At 58.8% G+C, this 14,373-nt stretch carries 12 protein-coding genes; 1 reads left to right on the top strand and 11 read right to left on the bottom strand.

Annotated features, from left to right (window positions below; translation table 11 throughout):
- From rsmA to secD, 9 genes are all read right to left on the bottom strand, one after another.
- A complete protein-coding gene (gene rsmA / locus N3G78_05050; protein ID MCX8117287.1) occupies positions 1–897 on the bottom strand; it encodes a 16S rRNA (adenine(1518)-N(6)/adenine(1519)-N(6))-dimethyltransferase RsmA in 897 nt (298 codons plus the stop codon).
- Positions 898–972: 75 nt separating this feature from the next.
- Positions 973–1,983, bottom strand: coding sequence for a tRNA (adenosine(37)-N6)-threonylcarbamoyltransferase complex transferase subunit TsaD (gene tsaD, locus N3G78_05045; protein ID MCX8117286.1), 1,011 nt, complete (start codon positions 1,981–1,983; stop codon positions 973–975).
- Between the two features lie 4 nt (positions 1,984–1,987).
- Entirely contained in the window at positions 1,988–2,641 is a 654-nt protein-coding gene (locus N3G78_05040) for a protein-L-isoaspartate(D-aspartate) O-methyltransferase (protein ID MCX8117285.1), read from the bottom strand.
- Between the two features lie 7 nt (positions 2,642–2,648).
- The gene (mutS, locus tag N3G78_05035; protein MCX8117284.1) at positions 2,649–5,255 is read right to left on the bottom strand and encodes a DNA mismatch repair protein MutS; all 2,607 of its coding nucleotides are present in this window, start codon (positions 5,253–5,255) and stop codon (positions 2,649–2,651) included.
- A gap of 86 nt (positions 5,256–5,341) precedes the next feature.
- Positions 5,342–6,382, bottom strand: a complete 1,041-nt coding sequence (argC, locus tag N3G78_05030; GenBank protein ID MCX8117283.1) for an N-acetyl-gamma-glutamyl-phosphate reductase — start codon at positions 6,380–6,382, stop codon at positions 5,342–5,344.
- Between the two features lie 123 nt (positions 6,383–6,505).
- A complete protein-coding gene (gene rpsI / locus N3G78_05025; protein ID MCX8117282.1) occupies positions 6,506–6,895 on the bottom strand; it encodes a 30S ribosomal protein S9 in 390 nt (129 codons plus the stop codon).
- A 44-nt stretch (positions 6,896–6,939) separates the two neighbouring features.
- Entirely contained in the window at positions 6,940–7,368 is a 429-nt protein-coding gene (gene rplM, locus N3G78_05020; protein MCX8117281.1) for a 50S ribosomal protein L13, read from the bottom strand.
- A 62-nt stretch (positions 7,369–7,430) separates the two neighbouring features.
- Positions 7,431–8,342 carry a protein translocase subunit SecF gene (gene secF / locus N3G78_05015; GenBank protein MCX8117280.1) on the bottom strand — a complete coding sequence of 304 codons (912 nt, stop codon included), beginning with the start codon at positions 8,340–8,342 and terminating at the stop codon, positions 7,431–7,433.
- A 44-nt stretch (positions 8,343–8,386) separates the two neighbouring features.
- Positions 8,387–9,985 carry a protein translocase subunit SecD gene (gene secD, locus N3G78_05010; protein MCX8117279.1) on the bottom strand — a complete coding sequence of 533 codons (1,599 nt, stop codon included), beginning with the start codon at positions 9,983–9,985 and terminating at the stop codon, positions 8,387–8,389.
- A gap of 143 nt (positions 9,986–10,128) precedes the next feature.
- Between secD and N3G78_05005 the strand changes: the two genes are divergently transcribed.
- Positions 10,129–11,034, top strand: a complete 906-nt coding sequence (locus tag N3G78_05005; protein MCX8117278.1) for a CopD family protein — start codon at positions 10,129–10,131, stop codon at positions 11,032–11,034.
- A gap of 2 nt (positions 11,035–11,036) precedes the next feature.
- Here the strand turns inward: N3G78_05005 and N3G78_05000 are convergent, their stop codons facing one another.
- On the bottom strand, positions 11,037–13,736 hold the full coding sequence (locus N3G78_05000) for a GAF domain-containing protein (GenBank protein MCX8117277.1): 2,700 nt from the start codon (positions 13,734–13,736) through the stop codon (positions 11,037–11,039).
- Positions 13,737–13,842: 106 nt separating this feature from the next.
- A complete protein-coding gene (locus N3G78_04995) occupies positions 13,843–14,373 on the bottom strand; it encodes a DUF2284 domain-containing protein (GenBank protein MCX8117276.1) in 531 nt (176 codons plus the stop codon).

The raw sequence follows: 14,373 nt of genomic DNA, 5'->3' as shown, positions 1-14,373 counted from the left end.
TCATCTCCTTGGGTTTAAATCACCTTTAAGATAATCATTCCCTGGGCCTTTTTCAATCGATTTTTCAGGGCCTCTCAACCCCTCGGCGAGAAGGGCGAATTCCTCGAGGGTGAGCGTCTCTGGCCTCCTCCCCGGGTCGATGCCGATGGCCTTCAGTCGGGGCTCGATCGAACCCGAGGGGAGAAGATCGGAGCGTTTTAAGGCGTTGAGCAGGGTCTTTCTTCGATATCCGAAGGAGGCCCGGACGACCCTTCGAAACCACTCCTCGCCCACCCGGTCGAGGATCGTTCTCTCCTTCCAGAGGATCCGAACGACTGCCGACTCCACCTTCGGGGGAGGAAAGAAGGCGGAGGGCCTTACGACAAAACGGAGGGAGGGTTCGGAGACAGACTGGATGAGGACGGAGAGGGCGCCGTAGGGCTTTCCGCCTGGAGGGGCGACGAGGCGCTCGACCACCTCCCGTTGCAACATCAGGGTGAGGTCGGAAAAGAGGTGGCGTGATTCCATGAAGCGAAAGAGGAGAGGAGTGGAGATCTGGTAGGGAAGGTTGGCCACCACCTTGAGCGGTCTTTGGAACCGAAGGAAGAGGGCCTCAAAGTCGGTCTTCAGGATGTCCTCTATGAGAATGTCAACATTGGAGAGCCCTTTCACCTTCTGCTTGAGGACCTCCGCAAGCCCTGAATCGAGCTCCACACAGATGACCCTTCTTGCCAGTCTTGCGAGGCCGAGCGTCAACTCCCCAAGCCCCGGCCCCACCTCCAGGACGACCTCATCGGGTCTAACCTCTGCGGTCCGGAGGATCCTTTCGAGGACCCTCCGATCCACGAGGAAGTGTTGTCCCATCCCCTTCCTGGGTGAAAGGCCGAATTGCCGAAGCTCCCGCCGGATCGAGGTCATCGCCCCTTCTTTCTCCTCCCCCTTAAGCGATTTCCGATACCTGTGGGAATCGATGCCCTGGTCGAGATCCTAAGGTCAGACGGCCAGACTCGAGAAGGCATTAAGGGAAAGCGGCGACTGGATGCCCCTTTTCAAGTACTCATAACCCACCACTCCCACCATCGCGGCATTGTCGGTGCAGAACTCCGGGGAAGGGAGATAGAGGCGGACCTTCTCATCCGAGGCGACCTCCGCCATCCGCTGCCTGAGACGCCGGTTGGCGGCCACCCCTCCGCTGAGGACGACCCGCTTTGCGCCGAGATGCCTGGCCGCGTGAAACGTCTTCTTGATCAGGATATCGACCACCGCCTCCTGAAAGCTCGAGACGATGTCCTGGATTGCCCCGGGTGGCAGGGCCTCTTCGGGATTCCAATGGGCTTTTACGTATTGGATGACCGCGGTCTTCAACCCGCTGAAACTGAAATCGAAGGAATCCTTCGAGATCGAGGCCCTCGGAAAGCGGATGGCCTTGGGGTTGCCCTCGGAGGCCAGCCGGTCGATGATCGGCCCCCCCGGGTAACCCAACCCGAGCCATTTGGCCACCTTATCGAAGGCCTCGCCTGCCGCATCGTCTCTGGTCTGGCCAAGGAGATGGTACTTTCCAAACCCCTCCACATGGAAGAGGGCCGTATGGCCTCCTGAGACCACAAGCCCCACATAAGGAAATCTCGGCCGCCTCGGCTCGAGAAAGATGGCCGAGAGGTGGGCTTCAAGGTGATTCACCCCTATCAAGGGGAGCTTTCGGCCAAAGGCAATCGACTTCGCAAAAGAGAGGCCTACCAGGAGCGATCCCACCAACCCCGGGCCCTGCGTAACCGCCACGGCATCGATCTCCTCCAGGGTCAGCCCCGCTCCCCTGAGGGCCTCTTCTACGATGGGAACGATCGCTTCGAGGTGTCTCCTCGAGGCCAGTTCCGGAACGACCCCACCGTACTTCTGGTGAACCGGAACTTGGGAGGAGACGACGTTGGAGAGGATCTCCCTTCCGTTGAGAAGGACCGCCGCTCCCGTATCGTCGCAGGACGTCTCGATGGCCAGAATCCTCATGGGCCTAAAAGGCTTCTCCCTCTTCCCAGCCATACCTTCCGATCAACTTGACGAACCGGCACCCGCCCAGATCCTCTTTTTTCATCCCCTCCGGCGTCTTTCGGATTCGCAGGAGGTCCTGGACCTCGGCATCGCCCACGGGGATGACCAACCTCCCCCCCGTGGAGAGCTGCTCGTAGAGGGGCCTCGGAACCTCCGGTGAACCCGCGGTGACGATGATGGCGTCAAACGGGCCCTTTTCAGGCCATCCATAGGTCCCGTCGAAGATTTTGATTTCGACGTTGTAGTAGCCGAGGTCGTAGAGCCGCTTTCTCGCCCGGAGGGCCAGCGAGCGAATCCGTTCGATCGAGTAGACCTCCCGAGCCAGTTCGGCCAAGATCGCGGTCTGATATCCCGAACCCGTACCGATCTCGAGCACCCTTTCCGTCCCCTCCAATTCGAGGGCCTCCGTCATCAGGGCGACCATATAGGGCTGGGAGATCGTCTGTTTCTCTCCGATGGGTAGGGGGCGGTCATTGTAAGCCTGATTCTGGAGGGCCTCCTCGACGAAGAGGTGCCTGGGGACCTTCCGCATCGCAGCGATGACGCGAGGGTCTTTGATCCCCCTCTCGACGATCTGCTCCTCGACCATCTTGGCCCTTGCCTTTGGAAAATCAATCATGAGATCAGGCTTCCTTCTCCGCCCGCTTCTTCAATTCGCTCAAGACGTTCAGGGCTTCGATCGGGGTCATCCGGTCTGGGTCGATCCTCTTCAACTCCATCCGGAGGGGATCGGTCGGAGAGAAGAGGGATGGCTGGAATGGGGTCTTCGGGGCCGATGGCGTCCCCTTGGAGCGGGCAAGCCTCGGCATGCCCATCGCGTCGAATTCTCCCCGCTCGAGGTTCGAAAGGATCTCCCTGGCACGGTCGATCACCTTCATGGGGAGGCCCGCCAATTTGGCCACCTGAATCCCATAGCTACGGTTCGTCCCTCCCTCCACCACCTTCCGGAGGAAGATGATCTCGCCTCCCCACTCTTTCACGGCCATGTTGTAGTTCTTCACCCTCTCTTTGGTCAGGGCAAGCTCGGTGAGTTCGTGATAGTGCGTGGCGAAGAGGGTCCTTGGCCTGACAAAGGGATGATCGTGAAGATACTCCACCACCGACCAGGCGATGCTCAGCCCATCGAAGGTGCTCGTCCCCCTCCCCACCTCGTCCAAGATGACGAGGCTTCGCGAGGTGGCCTCCTGGAGGATTCGGGCCATCTCCTTCATCTCGACCATGAAGGTGCTCTGTCCTCTCGCGAGATTGTCCAGCGCGCCGATGCGGGTGAAGATTCGGTCCACAAGCCCGATCCGGGCCTCGGCCGCGGGGACGAAGCTGCCCATCTGGGCCATGAGGACGATGAGCGCCACCTGCCGGAGATAGGTCGACTTGCCGGCCATGTTCGGTCCGGTGAGGATGAGGATTTGTTGCTCCTGGAGATCGAGGAAGGTGTCGTTGGGAACGAATCGTTCCGGCAACGCCATCCGTTCGAGGACGGGATGTCGGCCATCCACGATGGAGAGCTCCCCGCTTTCGTCCAATGTGGGCCGGCAGTAATCGTAACGGTCCGCCACCTCGGCGAGCGAGGCGAGGCCGTCGAGCATCCCGATGGCCGAAGAGGTCCTCTGGAGCCGGGGGGTCGCCTCGGAGACCTTCCTCAGGACCTCCTCGAAGATCCGATATTCAAGCTGCCGGATCGCCTCCTCCGCCCCCAACACCTTGGTCTCGAACTCCTTCAGTTCCGGCGTGATGAAGCGCTCGGCATTGACCAAGGTCTGTTTCCGGACGTAACGGTCGGGGACGAGGTGAAGATTGCTCTTGGTCACCTCGATGTAATAACCGAAGACCTGGTTATAACGGATCTTGAGAGAGGAGATCCCCGTGCGCCTCCTCTCCTCGGCCTCCAACTGGAGGACCCATCTCTTCCCCTCCCTGCTGATCTCCCTCAGCTCGTCCAGCTCTCGATCGAAGTGGGGTTTGATGATCCCTCCCTCTCTCACGGTCACCGGGGGCTGATCGACGATGGCCGCCTCGAGGAGTTGAAACAGGTCCTCAAAGCCTTCGATCTGCTCCGCGACCTCCTTCAAGAGAGGAGAGGTGAAGGCCTGCAGGAGGATCTTGAGATCGGGAAGTCTCCGGATCGATTCCTTCAATCCGACCAGGTCCCGGGCATGGGCATGGCCGAGGAGGATGCGGGAGGTCAGCCTCTCCATGTCCAGAACCCCCTGCAAAGCCTCCCTCACACGGCTTCTCTCGATCCTCTTCTCCTTCAACTCCCCGACGCTGTCGAGCCTGCGCTCGATGGTCGAAAGGTCCAACAGGGGGTAATTCATCCACTGCCTCAGCTTTCGGCTCCCCATGGGGGTCCTCGTCTCGTCGAGGACCCAGAAGAGGGAACCCTTCTTGCCGGAATCGAAGAGCGTCTGGGTCAGCTCCAAATTCCGCTGGGTCGCCTCGTCGAGGACCATGTAATCCTGGATCCGGTAGAAGAGGATCGACCGAATATGGGAGAGGGGCCGCTTCTGGTTCTCCTCCGCATAGTGGAGGACCATCGCCGTCGCCAGGGCCGAGAGGGGAGAATCGGACGGGATCGCCTCGCGAAAGGTCTCGGGAAGGAGAAGGGGCGACCCGGGTGTAGAATCCTCCAGGTAATTGATCAGGGCGTCTTCGAAACATCTCTTGAACCGAGAGAAGGCGGGGTGCTGCTTGAACTTCTCAAGGGTGAGGATCTCCTTGGGTTCATTTCGCTGGGCCTCGTTGAGAAAGGACTCGACCCCAGAGATCTGGCTTGTCCTCAGTTCGCCGGTGGAGATGTCGAGAAAGGCGAGGCCGAAGACGTCTCCCTCCGCCAAAAACCCCATGAGATAATTGTTCGCCCCGGTCCCAAGCTGAAGGGGATCGGTGGAAAGGCCCGGGGTGAAGACGCGAACCACCTCCCTTTTGACGATCCCCTTGGCCGATTTCGGGTCTTCCACCTGATCACAAAGGGCGACCTTATATCCCTTCTGCAAGAGTTTCGAAATATAACTTTCGGCCGTGAAATAGGGAACGCCGCAGAGGGGGATGCTCTCCTTCTTCCCCTTGTCCCTCGAGGTCAAGGCGATCTCCAACTCCCTCGAGGCCACCTCGGCATCCTCGAAGAACATCTCGTAGAAATCGCCCATGCGAAAGAAGAGGATCGCATCGGGATATTGACTCTTGATCTGAAGATACTGCCGGATCATCGGCGTGTAGGGTTTTTCGGCCATACGAAAGGATAATTTAACAGAATCTCCAGGGGTTGTAAATGAAGAGGAAGGACAGCGTGGAATGCGGGCCTTGAGGCTTCGGAGGGCTAAGGAACCAAGGGGATCCCTTCGAGGCCCAAAGTCTCGGGATAGCCCAGCATGAGGTTCATGTTCTGGATGGCCTGGCCTGAGGCCCCCTTCACCAGGTTGTCGATCGCCGTGACGATCACCCCCCGGCTGCCAGTTTCATCCACCGCCACGCCGACATCGCAGAAATTCGAACCCCTCACGTCCTTCGTATTCGGAACCCTGCCCTTCGGGTAGATCCGGACGAAGGGTTCGGCCTCATAGGTTTCGCGAAAGGCTCGGAGGAGGTCTTCGGCCTTGATCCCCTTGGCCAGTTGAACGTAGAGGGTCGTCAGGATCCCCCGATCCATGGGGATGAGATGGGGCACGAAGGTCACCGAAACCCTTTTTCGGGCCAGGAGACTGGCCTCTTGCTCGATCTCGGGGGTATGTCGATGATTGAAGATTTTGTAGGCCTTGACGCCTTCGTTCACCTCGCAGAAGAGCGACTCCAGGACCAGATCCCGACCGGCACCGCTCACCCCTGACTTCGAATCGATCACAATCCCCTCAAGGGAGATCAGCTCCCTCTGAATCAAAGGGATCAACCCGATGAGGGCGGCCGTGGGATAACACCCGGGGTTTCCGACGATCTTGGCGGTCCGGATTCTCGAACGGTGTAGCTCCGGAAGCCCGTAGACCGATTCGCCTAAAAGTTCTGGCGCGGTGTGCTTTTGATACCACCGTTCATACACCGAGGCGTCCTTCAACCTGAAATCGGCGCTCAGGTCCACCACCCTCTTTCCGGCTCGGTAGAGGGAGGGGACCGTCTCCATCGCCGTCTTGTGGGGGAGGGCGCAGAAGAGGAAATCGGCCTTCTTCGAAAGGGCCTCTACCGAAAGGGCCTCGCACTCCACCTGGATCAGGCCCGAAAGGGAGGGGAAGACCTGGTCGATCGGAAGGCCCGCATACTTTTGGGAGGTGAGCGCGGTGAGTTCGACCTCGGGATGTCGCAAGAGAAGTCGGAGAAGCTCGAGCCCTGTATATCCGGTCGCCCCGACGATCCCGACCCTCGTTTTCATCAATACCCTCCTTCTTCCTTCCCGATTGGATGAGGAAAGCACCTCGGCCTTTCAAACCCGGCCGGGGTGAACAAAAAAGGGAGGTCTCTCACCTCCCTTGCTCCGCCCCGTCGGGTTTCGCCTTTACCGCTTCGAATACTGCGGTCTCCTCCTGGCGCCTCGCAATCCGTATTTCTTCCGCTCCTTAATCCTCGAATCCCTGGTGAGGAGGCCGGCCTTTCTCAGGACCTCTTTAAATTCCGAGTTGTAAAGGAGGAGGGCCTTGGCGATCCCGTGGCGGATCGCCTCGGACTGTCCCACGATCCCGCCCCCATGAACCTTGGCCTTCACATCGAACTGATTTCGAGTTCCGGTCAGGTCGAAGGGCTGCATGATCACCATCTCGCAGGTCTCCCTTCCGAAATACTCCTTCAAGGTCCGCTCGTTGACGACGAACCTTCCCTGGCCTGGCTCCAACCATACCCTGGCGATGGCGGTCTTTCTCTTTCCGGTGGCGTAAATGGGTTCTGGCACTCGTCTCTCCTTCTTTAAAAGGGGTTTTCGTCCGTCGGCCTATCTCATAGCGTTAGGGGGATGGGCTTCTGGGCTTCGTGAGGGTGTGTGGGCCCGGCATAGACTTTCAATTTCTGGATCATCTGCCTCCCGAGGCTCGTCTTGGGCAGCATTCCCTTGACGGCCATCCGGAACATCTCGGCGGGCTTTTTGGCCAACATCTTCTCCGCGGTCATCTCCCGGATCCCGCCGGGATAGCCGGTGTGGCGATAGTACACCTTCCCCTTCAACTTCTTTCCGGTCAGGGTCACCTTCTCGGCGTTGACCACGACGACGAAATCGCCGGTATCCACGTGGGGGGTAAAGATGGGTTTATGTTTGCCCCTCAAGATCTTGGCCACCTGGGCGGCCAATCTTCCCAGGACCTTCCCCTCGGCATCCACCAGATACCACTGGGGTTTGACTTCCTCTTTTTTGGCATGAAAGGTCTTCATAAAGTTACCTCAAAAACATCTATTAATATATTCCTTGCCGTTCTGTCAAGAAAAGGCCGGGGTCAATCTTTCTTCTTCCTGGCGAAGTAACGGTTCCAGAAGAGGACGACCGGGCTGGCCACATAGATGGTCGAATACGTCCCGGAGACGAGGCCCACGATCAGGGTCAGGGCGAAATCGTGAATCACCGGTCCGCCGAAGATGAAGAGGATGAGGACCACCATCATCACGGTTCCGGAGGTGAGGATCGTCCGGCCAAGGGTCTCGTTGATGCTCACGTTGAAGATCGTTTCGAGCGTCTCCTTCCTCATCTTCTTCATGTTCTCCCGAACCCTGTCGAAGATGACGATGGTATCGTTGATGGAAAACCCGATGATCGTCAGGATGACGGCCATCAGGGGAAGGGAGTATTCCAGGCCCGCCAGGGAGATCGCACCGTAGGTAATGAGGATGTCGTGGATGAGGGCAGCGATCCCTCCCAATCCAAAGGAGACCTGCCTGAACCTCCAGGCCACGAAAACGAGGATGGCGGCAAAGGAGAGGGCCACGGCCCAGATCGCCTTTCTCTTTAAATCCTTCCCAACTTTGGGTCCGACGACCTCCACTCGCCGGATCTCCGGCGCCCTCCCTTCGAACCGCTCCTGGAGGGAGGCCTGGATCTTCTTGGAGAGGGGTTCAAGCTCCTCCTCCGACTTCTCCACCCGGATCAAAAATTCGTTCTCCCCTCCGAACTTCTGGACCATGGCATCCTTCGATCCCATGGCCTCCATGGCCTGTCGAACTTCGGCGATCTCGACGGCCTGGGAGAACCGGACCTGGATCAGAATCCCTCCGGCGAAGTCGACGCCATATTTCAATCCTTTGTGAAGAAAGATCGACCCCAGGCTGATCAAAAGGGCGATCGCCGAGACCCAGATCGTAAATCTCTTCTTCCCGATAAAATCGAACTTGGTTCCGGGCCGGATCAACTCCATCGTCTTCGCTCAACCGCTCTGCACCCCCATTCCACCAGGGGGGGTTAGATGCTCAACCGCTTCACCTTCACCTTCAACGTCAGAAAATCGAAGACCCATCGGGTCACATAAACCGCCGTAAAGATGTTGGCCAGGATCCCGATCGAAAGGGTGACCGCAAATCCCCTGACCGGGCCCGTCCCGAATTGATAGAGGAAGAGGGCGGCGATCAAGGTCGTCAGGTTCGAATCGAGGATGGTGAGAAAGGCCCGTCGATAGCCTTCATCGATGGCCGCCCGGATCGTCTTTCCCCAACGCAGCTCTTCCTTGATGCGCTCGTGGATCAGGATGTTGGCGTCCACGGCCATCCCGATCGAGAGGACCAGTCCCGCAATCCCGGGCAGGGTGAGGGTCGCCCTGAAGATGGCCAAGGCCCCAAGGACGAGGAGGATGTTGAGGAGCAGGGCGACATCGGCAATCACGCCAGAGAGCCGATAGTAGAAGATCATGAAGAGGGCCACTAAAATGGCACTGATCACGACGGAGAGGATCCCCTGCCGGATCGAATCCTGACCCAAGGAGGGCCCCACGCTCCGCTGTTCGAGGATCTTGACAGGCGCGGGCAGGGCGCCCGCCCGCAGGACGATGGCTAAATCGCTCGCCTCCTTCATATCGAATCGCCCGGTGATCTGGGCCCGACCGCCTGAGATCCTCTCCTGGATCACCGGCGCGGAATAGACGTTGTCATCTAAGATGATCGCCAAGCGCTTCTTCACGTTCGCGCCGGTGATCTGCTCGAATAGCTTGGCGCCGACATCGTCGAATTCCAAAGCCACATAGGGTTCGTTTAATTGGGTGTCGATGGCCACGCGGGCGTCCTTCAGCACCTCGCCCGTCATCAGGGTCTTCTCTTTCAAGAGATAGGGAACCTTCTTCACGCCCCCCGTCTTGGGGTCGACCTGCCTTTGGTAGAGGACGATGCTGCCTTCGGGCACATTCCCCTTCAGGGCCTCCTCGAGATCTCCCTCCTCGTCCACCAGCTTGAACTCGAGAAGGGCGGTTCGGCCGATCAGGTCGATGGCCCTCTGGGGGTCGCGGATGCCAGGCAGTTGGATGAGGATGCGGTCCGTCCCCTGAAGGGTGATCTCGGGCTCCGCCACCCCGAATTGGTCGATTCGGTTCCGAATCGTCTCAAGGGCCTGGTCGATGGCATTCCGCCGGATCTGGTCGGCCTGGCGGCTGTCGAGGACGAGGACGACCTTCCAGACCCCTTGTCCCAGGGCCGTGGTCGAGAGTTCTTGCATCGCCGAGTAGCGCTGGCTCAGGACCTTCTCCCATTTGGCCTTCTCCCCGGCCACCTCTAAGAGGAGCCGGCCGTTCCTCTCGGTCTCGATCTTCCCCACGGGGATCCCTTTGTCTCTCAGGTCCTCCCTCAAATCATTCTTCACCCTCTCCAGGTAGCTCTCAACCGCCTTCTCCGCTTCGACCTCGAGGACGAGATGCATCCCGCCTTGGAGGTCGAGGCCAAGATGGACCTTTTCCGTGGGGATCACCTTGAAATACCAATCCGGCAATTCCGGCACGACGCTCGGAAGAAAGAGGAGGAGGGCAAAAAGGGTGACGGCCAGGTAGAGGATCAGACGCCACTTCAAGCTTTTCCCCATCTTAAAACACCCTCACAAAAGGAAACCCAGGGAACGGAAGCCGCCCCAGGTTTGTATGAAAATAGCCTATCGCTCTCCTTTTTTCAAGGCCGAGAGGTCCCATGCCTTGCCGATCGCTCAGACCCCCGGTATAATAGCATCCGATGAACCTCTGCCGTTTCCTCACCCTTGCGTTGCTCGCCCTTCTCTTGCCTTTTCAGGCCTTCGCCACCCCGGAGTATGCCGAGCAGACCGGGTGGGACTGTCTGCGGTGCCATGTGGATCCCACGGGAGGAACCTTGACCAAATCTGGAGAGGTTTTTAAGGAAGACCTCCAAGCCAGGGGCCTTTACAGGCCCCTTCGACCGCTTCAAAGGGGGATGCGATTGGCCCTCGGTTATCTCCATCTTTTGACCGCCATCGCCTGGTTCGGAACGATCCTCTATGTCCACCTCCTCTTGAAGCCCGCTTATGCGGCCAAGGGGCTGCCAAAAGGGGAACTGGTCCTCGGATGGCTGGGGATGATCCTGCTGACCGCCACCGGCATCCCCCTCACCATCGCAAGGATACCGACCTGGGAGGCCTTTTACACGACCAGGTTCGGCCTCCTCCTGAGCCTCAAAATCGTTCTCTTCGCCCTGATGGTCCTGTCGGCCGGCCTGGTCACCTTTTGGATCGGCCCGAAGCTGAGAAGGCGGACCGCCGATCGGAGAGTCGAAAAAAAGTCGACCTACACCTTGGAGGAGCTATCTCATTTCGATGGGGCCGAAAAGAGGCCGGCTTACATCGCCTACCGAGGAAAGATTTATGACGTGAGTCTGAGCAAGCTCTGGGTCGAGGGCAACCATGTTCGGAAGCACCAGGCGGGAAACGATCTGACCGAAGCGCTCAAATCGGCTCCCCACGGGGAGGAGAAGGTCCTGGCCATGCCCTTGGTGGGAGAGGTGCTGCCAGGGAAGGCCAAACCTGAAAGGTCGGCCCCGGAGAAGGCCTTCTATTTCATGGCCTATATGAACCTGCTCTTCGTCTTCCTCATCACCTTCATCGTCGCCCTGTGGCGATGGGGGTGAGCTCACATCCTCTCCTTCAGGTCCAAAGCCTCGTGGATGAGCTGGGTGACCTGGTCGAAGCTGAAGGGTTTGGAGATGATGAGGTCGATGCCGCTCTCGGTCATCTTCTTTCGGTCGAGCTCCATCCCCCAGCCCGTGATCATGATCACGGGGATCTTCGGGTTGAGCTCTTTCAACCGTTTGCCCACCTCCCAACCGGAGATCTTGGGCATTCCGAGATCGGTGAAGACCAAGTCGAAGGGCTGCTTCTTGAACCGTTCGATCCCCTCCTCTCCTCCCGAGGCCACCTCGACCCGGTGGCCTTTGGCCTGAAGCATTCTCGAGAGGACATCCCGAACCGCCTCCTCATCATCGATCACCAAGATCCGGGCCGAGCGAAGCGCCCCCGCAGGTCTCTTGGCCCCCTGGTCAACCTCCTTCACCTCCTCTCCATATCCCACGGGCAGGTGGAGGAGGAAGGTCGTCCCCTTTCCGGGTTCGCTCTCGACCAGGATCTCGCCCCCGTGGCGTTTGATGATCCCGTAGGAGACGCTCAATCCTAATCCCGAGCTCGTCACCCCTTTGGTGGTGAAGAAGGGGTCGAAGATCCTCTTCTTCACCTCCTCGCTCATGCCGATTCCTGTATCCGAGATCCGGACCTCGACCCAATCCTCAGAATGGGGATGGGTCGCAATGGTGATCCGGCCTCCCTTCGGCATCGCATCGACCGCATTGAAGACGATGTTGGTCAACACTTCCCTCAACTCCGATGGGTTGCCCAGAACCGGAGGGATATCGCCCAACTCCTTTTCCAGTTCGATGAAGATCCCCTTCTTCTGGGGTTGGTCCTTCCAACGGGGCTCCGTGATGGCGGCCACCTCTTGGATGAGATCGTTGAGGGAGAGGGGGATGAACTCCCGGTCTCGCCGCTTCCCCGTGAACTCCTGGATTCGGCGGACCGTCTCAGCCCCGTCCTTGGCCGCCTTCTCGATCGTCCTCAGACGTTCTCGGATCTCCTCGGGGTCATAGGTCTCCAGAGAGTGGAGCAAGAGCTGGATGTTCCCGAGGATGGCGGCCAGGACGTTATTGAAATCATGGGCCACGCCGCTGGCCATCTCGCCCATCGCCCTCAGCTTCTCCGCCTGGATGATCTGATCCTGGGCCTGCCTCAACTCGCTCAGGGTCTGTCGTAGATCGGAGAAGAGCTGCGCGTTCTCGATGAAGATGCTCACCTGGCTGGCGAAGGAGGAGAGGGTCTTCAGGTCCTCCTCTTCGAATCCGTTGAGCTCCCTGCTTTCGAGGTCGAGCACGCCGATCACCTGATCCCTGACCTTGAGGGGGAAGGCGGCCTCCGATCTCCCTTCGGGAGACCCGGGGATATACCTCGTGTCCTTGGAGACGTCGGGAACGTAGAGGGGTTCCCCGGTCTGGGCCACCCATCCGACAATGCCATCCAGGCCCACCCGAAATCGCATCTCCTTGACCTCTTCAAAGTCACGGCCGATCACCTTTCGAATATAGAGCTCCCTCTTCTCCCGATCGAGCAGGAAGATGCCGCAGAGGGCATATCCCCACTTCTCTCGAATCAATTCCAGGGCCCGCTGGAGCAACTCGTCGAGATCGAGGGTGGAGGAGAGCTTTCGGCTGATCTCATAGAGGGCGGTCAGATGCCGGATCTTCGATAACGAGTCCTCGTAGAGCTGGGCGTTGCCGATGGCGATCGCGGCCTGCTGGCCGAAGGAGGAGAGCAGTTCGATGTCCTTTTCCCCAAAATGCTTCCGAGGGTCCTTCGTGCAGACGATCATCACGCCGATGACCATCTCCCGGACGATCAACGGAACCCCCAAGACCTCTTTCAGGTGAAAGGGATCGAGCTCCACCAGACGGTTGGGATGGAGGTCGTAATTCTCATAGAGAACGGGCCTCTTCCTCTTCAGGACCTCGGCCCCGATCCCTCTCGAGGAGGGGGAGACCTCCTTCCCGATTAAGATCTCGGTCAACCCATGGGCGACGACATAGACATAGGCCTGTTTCCGATTGTCCCAGAGGGCGATCGACCCGGCATCGGCCTTCAAGAGTTCGATCGCGCTCTTGATGATCTTGTCGAGGATGACCTTCAATTCGAGCTTCGAGACGATCTCCTGCCCGATCGCGTAAAGCGTCTTTTGCTCCTCGAGGCGTCGGACATTTTCCGCATAGAGGAAGGCCCGTTCCATGGCGCCGCTGATGGTCTGCCCGATCGAGAGGAAGAGATTCCGCGACGAGGGGGTGAAGGCATAAGGGACCTTCATGGCGAGGTTAAGGGTCCCGTAGATCTTACTCCTCGACTTCAAAGGGATCAGGGCGAGCGACCTCAAACCCTCCTCGAGGGCGAAGGAAAGGGCCTCGGGATAGGAGGGGTAGTCTTCGATGAAGAGGGGCTCTCCGGTGAGGGCCACCTTTCCCGTGGCTCCCTCCCCCAATTTGATCCGTTTGACCCCTTTGGCAAAGGCCTTGGAAAATCCTCGGTGGGCCGCGAAGACCAGCTCACCGGTATTCTCTTCGAGGAGGTAGATCCCCGCCGACTGAATGTCAGTCAACTCCACCACCTTGTCGAGGCTCCGGTTGAGGATCTCGTCAAGATCGACCGATTCGTTCACATCCTGGCCGATGGTGTTCAGAATCGACAGATCGCGGTTGAGCCTGAGGGCCTCCTCGGTTCTCTCCTTCTTCTCGCTCTTCATAGAGGTTCTATCTGCCCTCTTCGAAATTCCGGGATGGGGGGCTTTCCTCCTTTTCCGAGGGGCCAAAGGTCAGGGTCCCCTATGGCCTTAAAAGTGGGCCGACTTCCTATTCCACCAGGATCAAACCGAAGATGTCCTGTCTCTCCTCGGGACTGCGGACGACCCGGATCTCCAACCCGTTCCTCCTTGCGGTCTCGAAGACATCGATGCCGCAGGCCTCCATTGAGGGTCTCGCCTCCATCCCGTGTTTGCAGGGTTGTTGGAGGTCGCACTCCTTGCAGAGCCGGCAGGGGCCCGAGGTCATGCTGAAGGCTTTATAATAGCCGTCCAAAAAAATGTCAATTTCGAGCTGAACGACCCCTGTATTGAAATGTCTCGTCTCCTCCCGTCGCCTTCTCCCGTCTGGGATCCTCCGGTGGAGGAGAATGGCCGTTCGGTAGGAATCGATCACCTTTCGGGTGGTCTCCGGGGTTGGGGTATGGGGGGGACAGCAGTGACTTCTCCCGTATCCGGGACAGCCGAACTGACATTTCATCCTGACCCATTCCGCGGTGACGATCGAGGCCGGATCGATCACTCTGGCATCGTCCATCCCTTTCTCGATGGCCTTTTCGCAATAACGTTCTACCTCGCCCAT

The sequence above is a fragment of the Thermodesulfobacteriota bacterium genome (assembly GCA_026415035.1).
GTDB lineage: Bacteria > Desulfobacterota > BSN033 > BSN033 > UBA1163 > RBG-16-49-23.
This window is presented reverse-complemented; position numbering and strand designations above follow the sequence as displayed.